Source organism: Shewanella halifaxensis HAW-EB4 (assembly GCF_000019185.1).
GTDB classification, from domain to species: domain Bacteria; phylum Pseudomonadota; class Gammaproteobacteria; order Enterobacterales; family Shewanellaceae; genus Shewanella; species Shewanella halifaxensis.
Genome location: NC_010334.1, coordinates 4,753,594 through 4,776,875 on the forward strand (window position 1 = coordinate 4,753,594; position 23,282 = coordinate 4,776,875).

The 23,282-nt window shown below is 47.3% G+C and carries 6 protein-coding genes; all 6 read left to right on the plus strand.

Annotation, left to right across the window (positions count from 1 at the left end; translation table 11 throughout):
• Positions 1–165: 165 nt before the first annotated feature.
• On the plus strand, positions 166–1,098 hold the full coding sequence (gene hemC, locus SHAL_RS20230) for a hydroxymethylbilane synthase (protein ID WP_012278974.1): 933 nt from the start codon (positions 166–168) through the stop codon (positions 1,096–1,098).
• A gap of 9 nt (positions 1,099–1,107) precedes the next feature.
• Entirely contained in the window at positions 1,108–1,839 is a 732-nt protein-coding gene (locus tag SHAL_RS20235; RefSeq protein WP_012278975.1) for a uroporphyrinogen-III synthase, read from the plus strand.
• Between the two features lie 65 nt (positions 1,840–1,904).
• Positions 1,905–3,089 carry a uroporphyrinogen-III C-methyltransferase gene (locus tag SHAL_RS20240; protein ID WP_012278976.1) on the plus strand — a complete coding sequence of 395 codons (1,185 nt, stop codon included), beginning with the start codon at positions 1,905–1,907 and terminating at the stop codon, positions 3,087–3,089.
• On the plus strand, positions 3,089–4,258 hold the full coding sequence (locus SHAL_RS20245) for a heme biosynthesis HemY N-terminal domain-containing protein (RefSeq protein ID WP_012278977.1): 1,170 nt from the start codon (positions 3,089–3,091) through the stop codon (positions 4,256–4,258). The genes SHAL_RS20240 and SHAL_RS20245 overlap by 1 nt, the downstream gene beginning before the upstream one ends.
• A gap of 279 nt (positions 4,259–4,537) precedes the next feature.
• Positions 4,538–10,867 (plus strand): retention module-containing protein, encoded by a 6,330-nt coding sequence (locus SHAL_RS20250; protein WP_012278978.1) that lies wholly within the window; start codon positions 4,538–4,540, stop codon positions 10,865–10,867.
• Positions 10,868–11,103: 236 nt separating this feature from the next.
• Positions 11,104–23,238, plus strand: a complete 12,135-nt coding sequence (locus SHAL_RS23155) for an Ig-like domain-containing protein (RefSeq protein WP_012278979.1) — start codon at positions 11,104–11,106, stop codon at positions 23,236–23,238.
• Positions 23,239–23,282 lie beyond the last annotated feature (44 nt).

The following is a 23,282-nucleotide window of genomic DNA, read 5'->3' on the forward strand; positions in this document are numbered from 1 at the left end:
CAATGTATATGGCAAACACATAACCAGCAAGCAAATGTGATCAACATCACGCTTCTAGGCGATTTAGAACAGGGTGGACTTCAAAGAATCAACAGCAGATTGTTACATCTATATTCAGGCAATGTTAGCATTGACGTAAATAAGTTCTAAGATGGAATATCGTTCATGTCTCAAAATCTGATCCGAATCGCAACTCGTAAGAGCCCTCTTGCCATGTGGCAAGCCGAATTTGTGAAAGCTGAACTGGAAAAAATCCATGAAGGCCTCACAGTAGAATTGCTACCAATGAGTACCAAAGGTGACATCATCTTAGACACCCCACTGGCTAAAGTCGGTGGTAAAGGCTTGTTCGTTAAAGAGTTAGAAGTCGCTATGCTAGAAGGCAAAGCCGATATCGCTGTTCACTCAATGAAAGACGTACCCGTTGAATTCCCAGAGGGTCTAGGCCTTGAGGTGATTTGTGAGCGTGAAGATCCACGCGACGCATTCGTATCAAACACCTATAAAACTATTGAAGATCTGCCACAAGGCGCAGTAGTTGGCACCTCTAGTCTACGTCGTCAGTGCCAAATTCGTGCTGCTCGCCCAGATCTCGTCATCAAGGATCTGCGCGGTAACGTGGGGACTCGTCTAGCAAAACTAGATGCGGGCAACTACGATGCCATTATTCTTGCAGCTGCAGGCCTTAAGCGTCTAAAACTAGAAGAAAGAATCGCTAGCTTTATCTCTGCAGAGCAATCACTACCTGCAAACGGCCAAGGCGCTGTCGGTATTGAATGTCGTACTGATGACGCTCGTGTTAAAGCGCTACTGGCTCCACTTGAGCACGCTGAAACTCGTATGCGCGTTACAGCAGAACGTGCTATGAACACCCGTCTTGAAGGTGGTTGTCAGGTACCTATCGGCGCATACGCCGAAATCGACGGCGACACATTAAGCCTACGCGGCCTAGTGGGTAACCCAGATGGTAGCCAAATCATCACTGCTGCGTCTTCTGGTAATAAGGCCGATGCCGAAAAGCTAGGTGTTGCTCTAGCAGAAGAGTTACTCGCCAAGGGTGCTAAAACCATTCTTGACGCTGTTTACGCGAACGCGTAATCCTCAAAAATGAAAGTCTTACTGACGCGTCCTGAAGGGCGCAATCAGTTGATGGCAGAGGCGTTGACAAAGCGCAACGTCTCTTACTTCATCACGCCCCTACTTAATGTTCAGCCCACCTCTAACCTCGACGCCCAGCAAATTGATATGACGCTTAAACAAGCCGATATCATCATTTTTATCAGCACCAATGCGGTTAGCTTTGCTTCTAAAGCGATCAATAATCAATGGCCTACATCTGCCCATTATCTTGCGGTTGGCGATGCCACTCACGCGGCGCTTAGCGACATAGGCCTTGATGCAGAGAAAGCTCCTGAAGACTGCCAACAAACGGAAGGCCTACTCACCTTACCCACGCTGACTCAGGTTAATGGTAAAAATATTCTGATAGTTAGAGGTCAAGGCGGACGAGAAGACCTGGCAACCGAGCTGACTAAACGCCAAGCACGACTGAATTACTGGGAAGTCTATAAACGTGGTTGCCCTGCGCTTGATGCAGCATGCCTTTGCCAACAATGGCAAAGCTTTGGTATAGACACTATCATCATTACCAGTGGCGAAATACTCGATAACCTCGTTAAAACAGTACCAAAAGAGCTATTTGCTTGGCTGCAAACTTGTCATATTATAGTGCCAAGCTCTCGAGTATATGAAAAAGCAAAAGCGTACGGCCTAGTGCAGATTAGTAATGCCACCGCCGCAAACACTAATGCTATGCTAGCTACGTTATCTCTAAAGTAATTCGCAGCTTATTTTAAGTTCATACTCGCTATTTCTGCAGCATCATAGCTTTCAAGGACTGTAAAATGGAAACCAAGAACACTGACGCCAACACTTCAGAGCCAACTGTTGCAACACAGCCTGTTATCAAAGCGCAGTCAGAACCGCAAACTAATGCAAATGAAAGCACTCGCTCTAATGAAAGCCCCAGCTCTAATGGAAGTACTGTGCAAACGCAACCTTCTCCAAGCAAGCCTGCACCTTGGGGCGTTATCTTTACCCTATTTTTACTATTGCTACTCACTTTCGCTTCTAGCGCTGGCGGTTACTACCTGTACCAACAGCTTCAAGCTCAGCAAGCTGAAACAGCAGCACTACAGCAAGAACTCAAGCAGGAGCTACAAACCGTACTTGTCGCGCCTAATCAGCGGATTACCTCTTTAGAGCAGCAACAAAACCAATTCAAGTCTAGTGTTGACTCAACCCTGAAAAAGACAGTTGACCAGCAAACTCAGCTTGAAGAGCGCGTGTCGATCATTGCTCAGCGAAATCCAAACCATTGGCGCGCCGAAGAAGCCAAATATCTGGTTAGACTTGCGGGGCAAAAACTCTGGCTAGAAAAAGATCCTAGTACGGCAACCAGTCTGTTAAAAGCAGCTGATGAGCGTATTAAGTCAATGCGTGACCCTTCACTGATGCCACTAAGAAAAGCACTCGCCAAAGATATTGCGGCGGTTGCTGCGATTAAGAATACCGATATCTCGGGTACTGTTTTGACCTTAGATAACATCATAGACGGTCTAGATAAACTGCCTTTGAATCGCGCCGAGACACATTTCTCAGCTGATGAGCTCGCCGATACCCAAGTCAGTGGCTCACTAGATGATTGGCAGTCTAACTTAGCCAAGTCATGGCAGGCATTAATTGATGATTTCGTTATCGTCAGAAAACGCACCACAGATGCCGCACCTCTGCTTGAGCCTGATCAACAGTGGTATTTAGTAGAGAATATCAAGAATAAGCTACTGCAAGCGCAGCTGGCCCTATATCGTCAAGATCAGGTTAATTATCGTAACTCCATCAAGCTAGCTAGAAAATGGATCTATCAATACTTTGATCTTAAAGATCAACAAACCATTGATACGTTAGCGACGTTAGATGCACTAGAAACATTGAAGATCCAAACGACGAATATAGAACGTTTTGAAGCCTCTAACCTACTTAATCAGTTAGTCACCTATGGCAACCTAATGACAGAGGAGGCGCAGTAATGGTTCGCGCTCTCGTCTACCTTATTATTATTTTATTAGGGCTTTGTATCAGCCCCTTTCTTGTCGGCAGTAAAGGCTATCTATATCTGGCTATCGGTGATTATCAGATCGAAACCAGTATCGTGTTCGCCATTATTGCGCTAATCATCTTCTATAGTTTGCTACAGCTGGTTGAGTTTGTTGTCGTCTGGTTTTTAAATATGGTGCTCAGCAGCCGCTATCTTCCTGAAAGGTGGCGTAAAAAAGCGGCGAGAAAACACACCCTGCTTGGCGCACTCGCGTTAGCAGAAGAAGATTGGCCTGCAGCCGAAAAAGCCATGGCCAAAGGGGCTGAAAAAGGTGAAATTCCGGCTCTGAATTTATTCGCCGCCGCTCGTGCCGCGCATCATCAGAACAACATCCAAGCCCGCGATGAATACTTGGCTAAGGCGCAACTCGAACCGCAAGCCGAAAAAGCGGCACGCACCACACGTACTCGCTATCTATTGCAGCAAGGCGACTTAGTCGCGGCGAGAGAGGAGTTAGATAAACTCAATCCGACCAGCAAGAGTAAATTACCAATACTCAAATTGGCCATAGATCTGTATCAGGCACAACAGGATTGGCAATCACTAAAGTTACTACTCCCAATTGTTAATAAGAAACACGTATTAGACGATGATGCTTTTAGTGCTTTATCACTCAAAACCAATACCGCTTTACTCAGCCAAGCAGCCAAAGCCAATGAGCAAGAATTAGAAAAGTGCTGGCATTGGTTAACCCGCGGCGAGAGAAAGCAAGCTGAATATATAGCACTATACGCTATAGGTTTGAGTCGTTTCGAGCGTAAAGACGAAGCCGTTAAGATGCTGCTCAAACAGGTAAAAGCATCGCCATCTGCACCTGTGTTGAATGCATTATCGCAAGTGCTAACCCCTGCCGATGTTGAAGCTAAAAAACAGTTGTTGGCGTTAGAGCCTCAATATGAAAATAGCGTCGATTATCAAATTTGCCTAGCAAAGCTTTACCAGCAAAATCACGACTATCATCAAGCTAAAATCTGGTGGCAAAAAGCCTGTTACTTGCAAGATGACATCAATAGCTTACATGCTCTAGCCGATGCACAAGAGCACTTGGGTGAACTCAATAGAGCGCTGCAAACCAGACGTAATGCGGCCAAACTCATATAACGCTTATACCTTTTTTTACTAAAGGCTGCTATTTCCGCGGCCTTTTTTTATTTAGCAATGCCGTCCAACCATTCAGAAATACTCTAAGCAGTTGATAATATATATATTCGTCCCGTACAACTAAAGTGCTAACTAAATCATCGCTATCAACTTGACTTACGTCGATTTGACAACAGCTTAGCGTTGTACAGAATTCATACTAACTCGAGCAAAAATAATAATTAACTAAGCATCGATAATCCTTCATTTCACTCACGGATGAGACAGTGAGAGTGCTTTATGATGGATACTTTTACCCTAAAACAGAATGCCACAATTGTTGAGCTTTCTGGATATATAACGACTAAAAATAGCCAAGGCGAAGTTATTACACTCGTTCAAGGTGATAGCCTAGAGCAGAATAAAAGCTATGAAGTTTCTGCTGACGTAACATTTACCTTGCAATACAGTGACGGCAGCACCGTCACTCAGGATAACGTTGTCATCAGCCCAGCGACCAATGATGCTGCTCAGGCGAACGAGCCAACAGAAACGGAGCTCGATCCTGAAATTGCAGCCTTACAGGAACAGATCCTAAGTGGCGAAGATCCAACTGAGAGCCTCCCCGATACCGCTGCAGGTGAAACAGCTCAAACAGCAAACGAAGGCGGTGGCTATATTGCCGTTAGCCGAATAGGTGACGAAACCCTTGCTAATGCAGGGCATGACACCGCAGGCTTTAAGCAAGTAGAACTAACTCGGGTGGATGAGTTGCCTGTTTTCTTAACGGAGTTTGCCCTCCCTCGACTCTCTGCACGAGCTGTAACCTTGCATGAGAAACATCTAGAGCAAGGCTCAGAACCTCAAGTCACATCGTTGTCTCAGGCAGAAAGCGTATCCGTTAATGTTCAAGCGGGTATCCAATCTCTTAGCATTAACGGCATAGCTGTTTTTACTAGTGGTGACTTTGTAGGACCTGTATCAATCACCACCCAATATGGTGTCTTAACGATTAGTAGTTATGACGCTGTCAATTCGGTATTAACCTACAGCTATACCTTAGTCGCTACGCTAGACCATTCAGACTCAGATACGTTATCCGAGATTTTCTTGTTGCAGCTCACTGATAATCAAGGCGTTCAGACCACAACCTTAGTCACTGCAAATATTGTTGATGATGCGCCAAGCGGCTTAGATGACAGCAATGAAATTAGTCAGAATAATCTAGACGGTGTGCTAGGTAATGTACTGCAAAACGATACTTTCGGTGCCGACTCGGCCGCTGTCACCCAAATAAGTAATAGTGTTAACTCGAGTGCTGACATTGTAGGCAATACGGCCATATCGGGTGTTTATGGCTCATTAATTATTGCTGCAGACGGTAGCTATAGTTACCAATTAAACAACCAACTATCTGAGATACAAGCACTCGCTCTCGGTGAGCAACTCATCGAGACATTCAACTATCAACTAACCGATAGTGATGGCGACTTTGTGTCTCAAGTTCTCAGTATCACGATTACCGGAGAAAACGACGCCCCAGAGATCACTTCATCCTTTGAAGATGCCTTGGGTAATGTTATCGAAGCGGGTGTTCTTATCGGTGGCAATATCGAGGCAGCGGGTATTGCACAAGCATCAGGTACGCTAACGGCCGATGATGTAGATAATGGCGCCATACTCAACTGGCAACTAGATGACAACCCTGTTACTCCCTACGGCGTTTTCAGCCTTAATGAGTCGACTGGTGAGTGGTCATTCATCTTAGATAATGAGCTAGCGAATAGCTTGGCTTATGGCGAGCAATTAACTGAAAGCTTTACCATCACAGTCACCGATGAGTATGGGTTATCTGATACCCAAGTGATCACTATCACAATTAACGGCACTAACGATATTCCGTTTATCACCTCCAATGCCCAAGATGCGCTCGGTAGCGTCAAAGAGGCCGGAGTGCTCGATGACTTCGACAACTATCCCGACAACAATAACACTCCTGCCGTGGCCGTCTTACAAACTGGCGGCACCTTAACCGCCGACGATCTGGATAACAATGCCAGCTGGACTTGGAGTGGTGATGCATCCGGGACTTATGGTGAGTTTACTATCGATACCGATACGGGGGAATGGATCTACAACCTCAATGACAGCGCGCTGGTCAATGCACTCGCATCAGGTGAGCAGCATGAGGAGAGCTTCACGGTCACCGTGACCGATGAGTTTGGTGCGACCGCCACTCAAGAGGTCACAGTGACGGTTAACGGCACTAACGATATTCCATTTATCACCTCCAATGCTCAAGATGCACTCGGAAGCGTTAAAGAAGCTGGTGTGATCGATGACTTCGACAACTATCCCGACAACAATCCCGATAACAATAACACTCCTGCCGTGGCCGTCTTACAAACTGGGGGCACCTTAAGCGCCGACGATCTGGATAACAATGCCAGCTGGACTTGGAGTGGTGATGCATCCGGGACTTATGGTGAGTTTACTATCGATACCGATACGGGGGAATGGATCTACAACCTCAATGACAGTGCGCTGGTCAATGCTCTGGCCTCAGGTGAACAGCATGAGGAGAGCTTCACGGTCACCGTGACCGATGAGTTTGGTGCGACCGCCACTCAAGAGGTTACGGTGACAGTTCACGGCACTAACGATATTCCGTTTATCACCTCCAATGCCCAAGATGCACTCGGAAGCGTTAAAGAGGCTGGTGTGATCGATGACTTCGACAACAATCCCGACAACAACCCCGATAACAATAACACCCCTGCCGTGGCCGTCTTACAAACTGGCGGCACCTTAAGCGCCGACGATCTGGATAACAATGCCAGCTGGACTTGGAGCGGCGATGCATCCGGGACTTATGGTGAGTTTACTATCGATACCGATACGGGGGAATGGATCTACAACCTCAATGACAGCGCGCTGGTCAATGCACTCGCATCAGGTGAGCAGCATGAGGAGAGCTTCACGGTCACCGTGACCGATGAGTTTGGTGCAACCGCCACTCAAGAGGTCACAGTGACGGTTCACGGCACTAACGATATTCCATTTATCACCTCCAATGCTCAAGATGCACTCGGAAGTGTTAAAGAAGCTGGTGTGTTCGATGACTTCGACAACTATCCCGACAACAATCCCGATAACAATAACACCCCAGCCGTGGCAGTCTTACAAACGGGCGGCACCTTAAGCGCCGACGACTTGGATAACAATGCCAGCTGGACTTGGAGTGGTAATGCATCCGGGACTTATGGTGAGTTTACTGTCGATCCCGATACGGGGGAATGGATCTACAACCTCAATGACAGTGCGCTGGTCAATGCTCTGGCCTCAGGTGAGCAGCATGAGGAGAGCTTCACGGTCACCGTGACCGATGAGTTTGGTGCAACCGCCACTCAAGAGGTCACAGTGACGGTTCACGGCACTAACGATATTCCGTTTATCACCTCCAATGCCCAAGATGCACTCGGAAGCGTTAAAGAGGCTGGTGTGATCGATGACTTCGACAACTATCCCGACAACAATCCCGATAACAATAACACTCCTGCCGTGGCCGTCTTACAAACTGGCGGCACCTTAACCGCCGACGATCTGGATAACAATGCCAGCTGGACTTGGAGTGGTGATGCATCCGGGACTTATGGTGAGTTTACTATCGATACCGATACGGGGGAATGGATCTACAACCTCAATGACAGCGCGCTGGTCAATGCACTCGCATCAGGTGAGCAGCATGAGGAGAGCTTCACGGTCACCGTGACCGATGAGTTTGGTGCGACCGCCACTCAAGAGGTCACAGTGACGGTTAACGGCACTAACGATATTCCATTTATCACCTCCAATGCTCAAGATGCACTCGGAAGCGTTAAAGAAGCTGGTGTGATCGATGACTTCGACAACTATCCCGACAACAATCCCGATAACAATAACACTCCTGCCGTGGCCGTCTTACAAACTGGGGGCACCTTAACCGCCGACGATCTGGATAACAATGCCAGCTGGACTTGGAGTGGTGATGCATCCGGGACTTATGGTGAGTTTACTATCGATACCGATACGGGGGAATGGATCTACAACCTCAATGACAGTGCGCTGGTCAATGCTCTGGCCTCAGGTGAACAGCATGAGGAGAGCTTCACGGTCACCGTGACCGATGAGTTTGGTGCGACCGCCACTCAAGAGGTTACGGTGACAGTTCACGGCACTAACGATATTCCGTTTATCACCTCCAATGCCCAAGATGCACTCGGAAGCGTTAAAGAGGCTGGTGTGATCGATGACTTCGACAACAATCCCGATAACAATAACACTCCTGCCGTGGCCGTCTTACAAACGGGCGGCACCTTAACCGCCGACGATCTGGATAACAATGCCAGCTGGACTTGGAGTGGTGATGCATCCGGGACTTATGGTGAGTTTACTATCGATACCGATACGGGGGAATGGATCTACAACCTCAATGACAGCGCGCTGGTCAATGCACTCGCATCAGGTGAGCAGCATGAGGAGAGCTTCACGGTCACCGTGACCGATGAGTTTGGTGCGACCGCCACTCAAGAGGTGACGGTAACGGTTCACGGCACTAACGACATTCCCGAACTCACAGCCGATACTTTAGGTGGTGTAACAGAAGATCTAAACGTAAACAATGACATGATTAGTGATACGGGAGTATTAAGCTTTACCGATGTAGATAACAACAGCACAGGAACAATGTCATCACTTTATAATACCGATATAAGCTGGTCTGCAGGGGACTTAAATACCGTTTTAACTCAGGCACAAATAGATGAAATAATCAGCGGGTTCAGCGTAAGTCAAAATAATTGGGACTTCAGTGTTGCCAATAGCTTAATTCAATTTCTTGCTGCAACAGAATCTATCACCTTAAGCTTTGACGTAACGGTGACAGACAATTATGGAGCCACCGATACCGAAACGATCACACTTACAATCAGCGGAGTGAACGATACTATCGAAGGAGAGTTTGCCAAAGAGGTATGGGTACCAGCCTCTCTCAATGAGATAACCGATCCGTATCTAAGTGGCTACCCATTACTCATCTCTCAACCAACTGATATTGACATCAATGACGCTATTACCGTTTCAAATCTAGAGATCACTTTACTGACACAAGGCTTAGATCCTGATGTAGAGTTAGGTAGTGTCTATTATATGGCCGATGGTGATAATACGCTCTCGCTGATTGACTTTAACGCTCCACCAGTACTTAGCGCAACCGAGTTAGAGAGCTTGGTATACGTTCCGGGCGACAATGGTGACGTGGATTATCAAATAGACCTAGGCCTCACATTCCAAATCAATTCGGGTATGGACTCTGTCGATGGTGAATTTATTATCCACGCGGTACCAGCTAATGGTTTAGCCGACCAAACTGTACAAATTGGTGATGGTTCAAGCCCACTAACCTCGGGTAATGATCAGGAAGCAGATTTAGTCATAACAGAGTTGTTTGCTAACGCTCTTAACTCCGATCCTGCCAGCGGTTCATTGCAACTATTCACCGACTTCCAACAAAACCCTATTGTTATTCCTGTTCCTGTAAATGAGCGAGCTGCAAATACTGCTGCTGGTGCTGCAAGAGAAATGGAAGTCTCTGCAAGGCTAACTATTGGCAGTGCAATCTTTGAGGTGATCCCCGACAATGATGGGGACGGAATAATCACTTGGAGCTATGATGCTGATTCAGGCCTAATGAAGGCTGAAGTCGACTACTCAGCCATCTTCCTACTTGACGGTAACGGTGACCCAACCACGACCTCTTTGGCCGATTACATTATTGCCAATCCCGTCGCGGCTAATGATACTTGGCAAATAACCTACCTTGATAACAATGGAGGTAACTTTCAGGCAAGATTCGTCGAAGCGGTGTTTACACATGAGCAAATAGCAGATGACTCTATTACCATCGTCGGCACCGACAACATCAATAACCTTATTTTTGGCAGTACAAATAGCGACTCGCTAACGGGTGCAAATTTGGATGATCGTATTTTCGGTAGAGAGGACAATGACATCTTAATAGGCCTATCGGGTAATGATGAACTTATTGGAGGCTCGGGTAATGACAATGTACAAGGTGGTGAAGGTAACGACTTTGTCATAGGGGGAATTGGAGATGATACCCTAAATGGTGGGATCGGTAGAGATTACTTGTCTGGCGGACAAGGTAATGACAGCCTAGATGGTGGAGCGCTCAACGGTAGTGACGATGGTGAGCGAGACTTCTTTGTTTGGGAGTCAGACAGTGCTGACGGTAGTACAGATACAGTACTCAACTTCAATCTAGACATTGATGTTTTGGATCTGTCGGATCTATTAATAGGTGAAGAAAGTGGCAATCTAGAAGACTTCCTCTCTTTCAGCTTCAGCGGAGGCAATACCACAATCACTATCGATGCCGACGGGCTTGGAGTTGGTACTGATAGCGTGATGATCATTCTCGACGGTATCGATCTATCGAGTATTTATGGCTCAGCAGATGCGAGCATTATCATTGCCGAGCTTATTGCCGATGAAGCTTTAATTACCGATCCAAATACCACACCGTTTATCCCGCCTTACGAGCAAGTCGACGACGGATTAAACCTGCCATAATAATCAATCAAAAGTCTTAATTTATCGATTTGATCATTAACACATTAACAAAGGCCACTACATCTTGTGGCCTTTGTCTTATTTTATACTATTTCACTTTTCTGCAGCTCCTACAAAACACAAACTTAAAACGTCAAAAAATTGACCTAAAGCACCCATATGTATAACATTGATCGATTAAGGGTTACTTTTTAAGACTGAGTTTTAACAAACTTGTTTTTGCAGGGAGCAGGACAATGAAATCGATAATCACAACACAAGCTGGACATATCCAAAACCTCAATGGCATTGTTACCGCAACAATTAACGGTAGTGTTCAGCAGCTTAGTGAAGGTGAGTTAGTTCCTGCAGGAACTAACATATCGATAGCAGAGGATAGTTTTGTCGAAATTATGATGGATGATGGCAGTGCAATTACATCAGATCAAATTTCAAATACCTCATTAAACTCGACTTCAGACTCTCTCCCTAATGAAGACGAAACCCTAACTGAAATCGAAGAGATCCAAGCATTAATCGCCTCAGGTGAAGACCCAACTCAAGGTCCGGATACTGCTGCTGGCGAGCAAGCAGGTAATCAGGGGGGCTCAAGTCACGTTTCAATTGCTCGCAGTGGTTCTGAAACCATTGCGGATGCAGGTTTTAACACTTCAGGACAAACACTCACCCAAGCAGCAGGCTCTAGTGACACTGAAGAAACTAATACTCTTGATAGCCCAACGAATACCATCAATGACACCAACACGATTGATGAAGATGGTACCGCTACTGGTAATGTTTTAGATAACGATTCAGATATCGACAGCGACCTTACCGTTGCAAACTTTGAAGTGAATGGTGAGACTTATACTGCTGGCACCACTGTCGAGCTAGAGGGCGGCTCCCTAGTCATCACTGAAGATGGCTCATACACCTTCACGCCAAATGACAACTGGAACGGCACCGTACCGGTGATCACCTACACCACCAATACTGGTGAAAGTGCCACACTAACACTTGAAGTCACGCCTGTTGATGATCCAAGCATCTTAGCTAACGACAGCAACACTATTGATGAAGACACTGTAGCAACTGGTAATGTGCTTGATAACGATATGGATGCTGATGACGCACTTAGCGTTGTAAGCTTTGAAGTCAATGGTGAGACTTATACTGCGGGCAGCACTGTCGAGCTAGAGGGCGGCTCCCTAGTCATCAATGAAGATGGCTCATACACCTTCACTCCAAATGACAACTGGAACGGCTCGGTACCAGTGATCACCTACACCACTAATACGGGTGAAAGTGCCACACTAACACTTGAAGTCACGCCTGTTGATGATCCAAGCATCTTGGCTAATGACAGCAATACCGTTGATGAAGACACTGTTGCAACTGGTAATGTGCTTGATAATGATTCAGATATCGACAGCGACCTTACCGTTGCAAACTTTGAAGTGAATGGTGAGACTTATACTGCGGGCACCACTGTCGAGCTAGAGGGTGGTTCACTAGGCATCAATGATGATGGCTCATACACCTTCACTCCAAATGAAAACTGGAATGGCACCGTACCGGTGATCACCTACATCACCGACACTGGCTCCAGTGCGACACTCACACTGGAAGTCACCCCGGTTGATGACCCAAGCATCTTAACTAACGACAGCAACACTATTGATGAAGACACTGTAGCAACTGGTAATGTGCTTGATAACGACTCAGATATCGACAGCCACCTTACCGTTGCAAACTTTGAAGTGAATGGTGAGACTTATACTGCGGGCACCACTGTCGAGCTAGAGGGCGGCTCCCTAGTCATCAATGAAGATGGCTCATACACCTTCACGCCAAATGACAACTGGAACGGCTCGGTACCAGTGATCACCTACACCACTAATACGGGTGAAAGTGCCACACTAACACTTGAAGTCACGCCTGCCATTGATGGAGCACCGCAAGTAACGATCACTACAGATGAGAATAACGATGCGTTAATCAGTTTTGATGAACTTGGTGAAACATCAACTATAGATATCACTATCGACTTAACCACCACAGGCGCTATTGCCGGAGACACACTCACTGTTAATGGTGTCGATATTATTCTTAGCCAAGATCATATTGATGCAAATTTGGTAGATCTGACTCTACCTTCCCCTGGGGAAGGGAATGAAATAATTGTCACAGCTACAGTTACAGATCAAGCCGGGAACACTTCACCAGAAGGTAGTGATTCTGCGATTCTAGATACACAAACTGAAGCCAGCATTTCGGTAGACAATATCACTGCCGATGACATCTTAAATGCCGCAGAAGCTGCAGGTGACGTAACGGTAACGGGGACTGTCGGTGGCGATGCCGCCATCGGTGACAGCGTCACGATGACGATTAACGGTACTGACTACAGCACCAAGGTGATCGACTTAGGCAATGGCGTACTCGGTTTTAGTCTCGAGGTTGCTGGTAGCGACTTAGCAATAGACACCAGCTTTACCGCCACTGTCACGGGTAGTGATGACGCCAACAATCCATTTAGTGCCACCACCGAATCAACACATACTGTTGATAGCGGTGCGAGTGCCACCATTTCGGTAGACAATATCACTGCCGATGACATCTTAAATGCCGCAGAAGCTGCAGGTGACGTAACGGTAACGGGGACTGTCGGTGGCGATGCCGCCATCGGTGACAGCGTCACGATGACGATTAACGGTACTGACTACAGCACCAAGGTGATCGACTTAGGCAATGGCGTACTCGGTTTTAGTCTCGAGGTTGCTGGTAGCGACTTAGCAATAGACACCAGCTTTACCGCCACTGTCACGGGTAGTGATGACGCCAACAATCCATTTAGTGCCACCACCGAATCAACACATACTGTTGATAGCGGTGCGAGTGCCACCATTTCGGTAGACAATATCACTGCCGATGACATCTTAAATGCCGCAGAAGCTGCAGGTGACGTAACGGTAACGGGGACTGTCGGTGGCGATGCCGCCATCGGTGACAGCGTCACGATGACGATTAACGGTACTGACTACAGCACCAAGGTGATCGACTTAGGCAATGGCGTACTCGGTTTTAGTCTCGAGGTTGCTGGTAGCGACTTAGCAATAGACACCAGCTTTACCGCCACTGTCACGGGTAGTGATGACGCCAACAATCCATTTAGTGCCACCACCGAATCAACACATACTGTTGATAGCGGTGCGAGTGCCACCATTTCGGTAGACAATATCACTGCCGATGACATCTTAAATGCTGCAGAAGCTGCAGGTGACGTAACGGTAACGGGGACTGTCGGTGGCGATGCTGCCATCGGTGACAGCGTCACGATGACGATTAACGGTACTGACTACAGCACCAAGGTGATCGACTTAGGCAATGGCGTACTCGGTTTTAGTCTCGAGGTTGCTGGTAGCGACTTAGCACTAGACACCAGCTTTACCGCCACTGTCACGGGTAGTGATGACGCCAACAATCCATTTAGTGCCACCACCGAATCAACACATACTGTTGATAGCGGTGCGAGTGCCACCATTTCGGTAGACAATATCACTGCCGATGACATCTTAAATGCCGCAGAAGCTGCAGGTGACGTAACGGTAACGGGGACTGTCGGTGGCGATGCCGCCATCGGTGACAGCGTCACGATGACGATTAACGGTACTGACTACAGCACCAAGGTGATCGACTTAGGCAATGGCGTACTCGGTTTTAGTCTCGAGGTTGCTGGTAGCGACTTAGCAATAGACACCAGCTTTACCGCCACTGTCACGGGTAGTGATGACGCCAACAATCCATTTAGTGCCACCACCGAATCAACACATACTGTTGATAGCGGTGCGAGTGCCACCATTTCGGTAGACAATATCACTGCCGATGACATCTTAAATGCCGCAGAAGCTGCAGGTGACGTAACGGTAACGGGGACTGTCGGTGGCGATGCCGCCATCGGTGACAGCGTCACGATGACGATTAACGGTACTGACTACAGCACCAAGGTGATCGACTTAGGCAATGGCGTACTCGGTTTTAGTCTCGAGGTTGCTGGTAGCGACTTAGCAATAGACACCAGCTTTACCGCCACTGTCACGGGTAGTGATGACGCCAACAATCCATTTAGTGCCACCACCGAATCAACACATACTGTTGATAGCGGTGCGAGTGCCACCATTTCGGTAGACAATATCACTGCCGATGACATATTAAATGCCGCAGAAGCTGCAGGTGACGTAACGGTAACGGGGACTGTCGGTGGCGATGCCGCCATCGGTGACAGCGTCACGATGACGATTAACGGTACTGACTACAGCACCAAGGTGATCGACTTAGGCAATGGCGTACTCGGTTTTAGTCTCGAGGTTGCTGGTAGCGACTTAGCACTAGACACCAGCTTTACCGCCACTGTCACGGGTAGTGATGACGCCAACAATCCATTTAGTGCCACCACCGAATCAACACATACTGTTGATAGCGGTGCGAGTGCCACCATTTCGGTAGACAATATCACTGCCGATGACATCTTAAATGCCGCAGAAGCTGCAGGTGACGTAACGGTAACGGGGACTGTCGGTGGCGATGCCGCCATCGGTGACAGCGTCACGATGACGATTAACGGTACTGACTACAGCACCAAGGTGATCGACTTAGGCAATGGCGTACTCGGTTTTAGTCTCGAGGTTGCTGGTAGCGACTTAGCACTAGACACCAGCTTTACCGCCACTGTCACGGGTAGTGATGACGCCAACAATCCATTTAGTGCCACCACCGAATCAACACATACTGTTGATAGCGGTGCGAGTGCCACCATTTCGGTAGACAATATCACTGCCGATGACATATTAAATGCCGCAGAAGCTGCAGGTGACGTAACGGTAACGGGGACTGTCGGTGGCGATGCCGCCATCGGTGACAGCGTCACGATGACGATTAACGGTACTGACTACAGCACCAAGGTGATCGACTTAGGCAATGGCGTACTCGGTTTTAGTCTCGAGGTTGCTGGTAGCGACTTAGCACTAGACACCAGCTTTACCGCCACTGTCACGGGTAGTGATGACGCCAACAATCCATTTAGTGCCACCACCGAATCAACACATACTGTTGATAGCGGTGCGAGTGCCACCATTTCGGTAGACAATATCACTGCCGATGACATCTTAAATGCTGCAGAAGCTGCAGGTGACGTAACGGTAACGGGGACTGTCGGTGGCGATGCCGCCATCGGTGACAGCGTCACGATGACGATTAACGGTACTGACTACAGCACCAAGGTGATCGACTTAGGCAATGGCGTACTCGGTTTTAGTCTCGAGGTTGCTGGTAGCGACTTAGCACTAGACACCAGCTTTACCGCCACTGTCACGGGTAGTGATGACGCCAACAATCCATTTAGTGCCACCACCGAATCAACACATACTGTTGATAGCGGTGCGAGTGCCACCATTTCGGTAGACAATATCACTGCCGATGACATCTTAAATGCCGCAGAAGCTGCAGGTGACGTAACGGTAACGGGGACTGTCGGTGGCGATGCCGCCATCGGTGACAGCGTCACGATGACGATTAACGGTACTGACTACAGCACCAAGGTGATCGACTTAGGCAATGGCGTACTCGGTTTTAGTCTCGAGGTTGCTGGTAGCGACTTAGCACTAGACACCAGCTTTACCGCCACTGTCACGGGTAGTGATGACGCCAACAATCCATTTAGTGCCACCACCGAATCAACACATACTGTTGATAGTGGTGCTAGTGCCACCATTTCGGTAGACAATATCACTGCCGATGACATCTTAAATGCCGCAGAAGCTGCAGGTGACGTAACGGTAACGGGGACTGTCGGTGGCGATGCCGCCATCGGTGACAGCGTCACGATGACGATTAACGGTACTGACTACAGCACCAAGGTGATCGACTTAGGCAATGGCGTACTCGGTTTTAGTCTCGAGGTTGCTGGTAGCGACTTAGCACTAGACACCAGCTTTACCGCCACTGTCACGGGTAGTGATGACGCCAACAATCCATTTAGTGCCACCACCGAATCAACACATACTGTTGATAGCGGTGCGAGTGCCACCATTTCGGTAGACAATATCACTGCCGATGACATCTTAAATGCTGCAGAAGCTGCAGGTGACGTAACGGTAACGGGGACTGTCGGTGGCGATGCCGCCATCGGTGACAGCGTCACGATGACGATTAACGGTACTGACTACAGCACCAAGGTGATCGACTTAGGCAATGGCGTACTCGGTTTTAGTCTCGAGGTTGCTGGTAGCGACTTAGCACTAGACACCAGCTTTACCGCCACTGTCACGGGTAGTGATGACGCCAACAATCCATTTAGTGCCACCACCGAATCAACACATACTGTTGATAGCGGTGCGAGTGCCACCATTTCGGTAGACAATATCACTGCCGATGACATCTTAAATGCCGCAGAAGCTGCAGGTGACGTAACGGTAACGGGGACTGTCGGTGGCGATGCCGCCATCGGTGACAGCGTCACGATGACGATTAACGGTACTGACTACAGCACCAAGGTGATCGACTTAGGCAATGGCGTACTCGGTTTTAGTCTCGAGGTTGCTGGTAGCGACTTAGCACTAGACACCAGCTTTACCGCCACTGTCACGGGTAGTGATGACGCCAACAATCCATTTAGTGCCACCACCGAATCAACACATACTGTTGATAGCGGTGCGAGTGCCACCATTTCGGTAGACAATATCACTGCCGATGACATCTTAAATGCCGCAGAAGCTGCAGGTGACGTAACGGTAACGGGGACTGTCGGTGGCGATGCCGCCATCGGTGACAGCGTCACGATGACGATTAACGGTACTGACTACAGCACCAAGGTGATCGACTTAGGCAATGGCGTACTCGGTTTTAGTCTCGAGGTTGCTGGTAGCGACTTAGCACTAGACACCAGCTTTACCGCCACTGTCACGGGTAGTGATGACGCCAACAATCCATTTAGTGCCACCACCGAATCAACACATACTGTTGATAGCGGTGCGAGTGCCACCATTTCGGTAGACAATATCACTGCCGATGACATCTTAAATGCCGCAGAAGCTGCAGGTGACGTAACGGTAACGGGGACTGTCGGTGGCGATGCCGCCATCGGTGACAGCGTCACGATGACGATTAACGGTACTGACTACAGCACCAAGGTGATCGACTTAGGCAATGGCGTACTCGGTTTTAGTCTCGAGGTTGCTGGTAGCGACTTAGCAATAGACACCAGCTTTACCGCCACTGTCACGGGTAGTGATGACGCCAACAATCCATTTAGTGCCACCACCGAATCAACACATACTGTTGATAGCGGTGCGAGTGCCACCATTTCGGTAGACAATATCACTGCCGATGACATCTTAAATGCCGCAGAAGCTGCAGGTGACGTAACGGTAACGGGGACTGTCGGTGGCGATGCCGCCATCGGTGACAGCGTCACGATGACGATTAACGGTACTGACTACAGCACCAAGGTGATCGACTTAGGCAATGGCGTACTCGGTTTTAGTCTCGAGGTTGCTGGTAGCGACTTAGCAATAGACACCAGCTTTACCGCCACTGTCACGGGTAGTGATGACGCCAACAATCCATTTAGTGCCACCACCGAATCAACACATACTGTTGATAGCGGTGCGAGTGCCACCATTTCGGTAGACAATATCACTGCCGATGACATCTTAAATGCTGCAGAAGCTGCAGGTGACGTAACGGTAACGGGGACTGTCGGTGGCGATGCTGCCATCGGTGACAGCGTCACGATGACGATTAACGGTACTGACTACAGCACCAAGGTGATCGACTTAGGCAATGGCGTACTCGGTTTTAGTCTCGAGGTTGCTGGTAGCGACTTAGCACTAGACACCAGCTTTACCGCCACTGTCACGGGTAGTGATGACGCCAACAATCCATTTAGTGCTAGCACCGAATCAACACATACTGTTGATATATCTGTAGCTAACGCCCCAGTCGTTAAAATTATCGACGATAACAATCCTGACAATGAAGTGTTATCGGAGTCAGAGATTGGTGATAACGATGTGCAGGTTCAAGTACAGATAGATAAAACAGACTTCACATCTAATGGAACGGTACAGCTAACCATCAATAATGGGATGTCAGTTACTACGCTAACCTTAAGTTTGGCGCTAAATGGAATTGATATTATAGCCCTAGACGGTGATGGACTAGCCGTTAATGGTTTTAGCTACGACGCGATTAACGGCATCATCAGCTGGACAGAAACGACACCTGCTGATGGAAAAATGATTAAAGTAACAGCCAGTCAAACAGATGAAGCAGGAAATGAGTCCGGCTCTAGTCAAGATCTTGCGACTGTTCGATATGATACCGAAACAGCTTTAGGGCAAGTAACTGAAGGTACAGTTAGTAACTTGTTAACCTTACCTGACGGAATTACTTTTGAGGGAACAACTGCCCTCGGTGGTTCAATTTCTATCGTTAATGGTAACTATGTTTATACCGCTCCAGTTAGAGACCATGGTGACAATGAATCGGACCAAGATAGCTTTAGCATCATTAATGCTGACGGTACTCTTTCAACATTCACGATAGATATTACCGATACAAGTCCCGTAGCGATTAATGATACAGGTACCTTTGAAATAGGCCTTAATGTCGTGACTCAAGGAACTGTAGGCCTACTTGATAATGACACCATTGTCGATCACTCATCCGAAGATCCTGCTACCGTTTATCAAATACAAGGAGCTGACGGATCTTGGGTTAACTTAGTTAATGGCAGTGCCACTGTTGACGGTTTATATGGCAAGTTAACCGTAAATTCCGATGGTAGTTATAGCTATGAATCAACCTTAGATACATCGGCCCAAGCCTCTGAAGGTGCCGATGCAATCTTAGAGGTCTTTGATCTTTATGGCTTTACCGATAACCGATTATTTAATGGTGATAATTTAGATCTAGGTGCACTCGATTCTACTGCTCAAGCCCTTATTAACATTCGCGCCAGTGGCGGACAAGCAAAGCCTGGAATTGGCGTCTCAGGAAATGGCAAGGACGATATTAGTGGTAGTGAGTCTTTACTTGTATCGTTAGAAACAAGCTCAACCTCTATGCAGTTTGGGGTCAACGAATTAAATGCAAATCAAGGCGATTTAGCATGGTCTGTATATGATGAAAACGGAAACCTTGTTGCTAGCGGGGTCTTCTCCTCTGACTCAAATAGTGGCGCCCTACAAACACTAAACATTTCTACAGACACAGCATTCCAATATGTAGTACTTAGTTATACCGATAGTAATAATGGTTTCGTCGTTGACTCTATTAGTTATACCCCGGCAATAGGTGCTGTCGATGAAAGCTTTAATTATACGGTTATCGATAATGACGGCAGTGTATCTGACTCCGCAACACTCGATCTTAATGGCACTCCCGATACAACAACCACTGCAATTAATGACTTTAAAGTAACTGAAGAAGGTATAACTACGTTTGGCAACGTTCTCAGCAATGATTCTTACATTGACTCTTCTCTAGCTGTAACTAGCTTTAAAGTTGCAGGCCAATCTGGACAGCATAGTGCAGGTAAAAACGTTATAAATATCAAAGGTGGTAAGCTGACCCTAGATAGTGACGGTGAGTACACTTTCACACCTAATAAGCACTGGAACGGTGAAGTCCCTGTTATCACTTACACCACTAATACAGGAGCTGAAGCAACACTGACTATTAATGTCACCCCCGTTGATTCAGCGCCAGAGTTTAGATCTGGAACAGATGTTGAGGGCGATGCCGCTAATATAGATGCCTATGACTTTGGTTTTAAACCTGAAGACTCAAATAATGGCACGCTTGTTGGCACTGTCATTGCGGACGATCCTGATAAAAACGATAACCTAACCTATAGCTTTGAGGGTGGGTCGCTTACCAATGGTGTATTCACTATCGATGCCAATTCTGGTGAAATAACCCTAAATCAAGACATCGACGATGCCGATTTAGGTTCATTCTCTCTAGATGTGGTAGTGACTGACTCTACGGGATTAACCGATACTGCAACTGTGGCTATAGATCTCACTAACGTAAATGAACCTCCATTAGCGACCGACGATTACTTTGGTGTTGGATTAAACAGCCATTACTACAGCTACAATGATAGTACTGATGGCGGAAACCTATCATCAGTTTCACAAGTGAGAGACTTCATTAATAGCAATGAAGCTGACGCCACATTCACTGCAACCACACTGAACTACGCCAAAGGTGGTGGCAACTTAGGAACAGGCACAAGCCTACAAAGCTTCCTAGGGGATGACGCTGCAAGCTTAAGTAATGATCCAGGAAACAGCTCTGACGCCATTTTGCATATGCAAGGCTCAGTACAATTGGATGCTGGAACCTATGGCTTAAAAGTCACCGCCGATGATGGATATTCAGTGCTTATTGATGGTGTCGTTGTGGCTGAAGTATCTCGAAACCAATCTTCAAGCACCCGCGTTCCCGGTGATGACGGACACATCTATTTTGATATTACCGACCCCGGCGCTCACTCAATTGAAGTTATCTATTGGGATCAAGGCGGGGCATATCAGCTTAATATTGAACTAGGGGTGTTCGATCAAAACAATCAACAAATTGGTGATTACACACCACTAGGCGATCAGATCATTGCTAACGGTGTTGTTGTTCTTGAAGATACCCCGTTCACCTTCACGGCTGATTCAATTCTTGCCAATGATACCGACCCAGATGGTGACATACTGTCAATCATCAGCGTTGGCAATGCTGAGAATGGTACCGTAGAGCTAGATGTAGACGGTAATGTGGTATTCACCCCTGATACTGGCTACAGCGGCTCCGCGAGCTATGACTACACGGTACAAGATGAGGATGGGTTAACCGACACAGCTACAGTTTACTTCGATGTCACGCCAACTCGAGACTATGGTTTTGTGGGTGGCACCGACGGTGATAACACTCTACAAGGCACTGAAGATCATGATGTCATTGTCAGTGACACCACAGGCATTCAGATCGTTCAAGGTGAAAACTACAATTTCGCCTTTATTCTCGACTCTTCAGGCAGTATGGGTAATGGCGCGGTTAATACAGCAAAGAGTCAATTGATAGAAGTCTTTAAATCTCTACAAGCTGCCACCTCTGGCATGCACTCTGGAACCGTGAATATTGCTGTCATTGACTTTAGCACATCAGCGATTACGAGTATCTCTGTCAATATTCAAGACCTAGATATTGATGCACTAATTAACAACAGCAATGATGCTTGGAAAGCAATAACTAGTGGTGGCCGTACCGATTATATTGACGCATTTGATGCCGCAGCAGACTGGTTTAATAGTAGTTTAGTGACAAACAATGCTGGTAATAACCTCACCTACTTCATCACCGATGGTAAACACAACGAAGGTGGCGATACCAATGCAGCATTTGATGTGTTGGCTGGTTTGTCTGACGTCGAAGCAGTGGGTATTAAAACCAGCATCGATGTTGATGACATAATCCCTTATGACACTGATGGTGTCGTTAAGGCAAAAGTCAGCGTAGGCAATTTAGCCAGCGTCATCCTCGGCTCCGAGCAACAACTTATTCAAGGTGATGACAAGGTCAATGCTGGAGAAGGTAACGATATTATCTTTGGCGACCTAGTTTCATTTGATGGTATTGATGGCCAAGGCTTTAGCGCGCTACAAGCCTTTGTAGCACAAGAGACAAATCAACAGCCGACAAATGTCACTGTGCAAGATATACATGAGTTCATCTCCAGTAACACTCACCTATTTGGCGAGAGTAATACTGATGATGGAGCCGATACCTTAGAGGGCGGTGAAGGTAACGACATCCTATTTGGCCAAGGTGGTAACGATGAGTTAATCGGTGGTCTGGGCGCCGATACTTTAATTGGTGGCCTAGGTGACGATAAACTTACAGGTAATGAGGGAGCAGATACATTCGTATGGGACAGAAACTCTATCGATAATTCAGATCCCACTGACCGCAATACAGACCATATTACCGACTTTAACATGGCAGAAGATAAGCTAGATTTAAGCGATATCTTGCAAGGCGATACAGTATCTGAACTCGCTCAACATCTAAGCTTTACTGATGAAAATGGTTCAACCAGCATCAATATTGATACAGACGGCAATGGCAGTTTTGACCAACATATTGTACTCGATGGTGTCGATCTAATCGGTCAATTCGGTAGTGATGAGGCCGATATTATATCAGGTCTATTAGGTAGTAACGGAGAGGGACCACTCATCGTCAGTACCTCAACAGGAGATCCTGTAACTCAGGCGGTTAATGGCCCTGATCCGTTGGAGGAACAATTAAGTCCAAATGGGTTTGTGATGCTATAGCAAGAGAAGCACCATAGTGACCTGTGGCAAAACAGGTCACTATG

What these genes read in the sequence shown, in the direction of transcription:
- SHAL_RS20245 (WP_012278977.1), top strand. Translation starts at nt 3,089, where the DNA reads ATGGTTCGCGCTCTCGTCTACCTTATTATTATTTTATTAGGGCTTTGT.
- hemC (WP_012278974.1), top strand. Translation starts at nt 166, where the DNA reads ATGTCTCAAAATCTGATCCGAATCGCAACTCGTAAGAGCCCTCTTGCC.
- SHAL_RS20250 (WP_012278978.1), top strand. Translation starts at nt 4,538, where the DNA reads ATGATGGATACTTTTACCCTAAAACAGAATGCCACAATTGTTGAGCTT.
- SHAL_RS20235 (WP_012278975.1), top strand. Translation starts at nt 1,108, where the DNA reads ATGAAAGTCTTACTGACGCGTCCTGAAGGGCGCAATCAGTTGATGGCA.
- SHAL_RS23155 (WP_012278979.1), top strand. Translation starts at nt 11,104, where the DNA reads ATGAAATCGATAATCACAACACAAGCTGGACATATCCAAAACCTCAAT.
- SHAL_RS20240 (WP_012278976.1), top strand. Translation starts at nt 1,905, where the DNA reads ATGGAAACCAAGAACACTGACGCCAACACTTCAGAGCCAACTGTTGCA.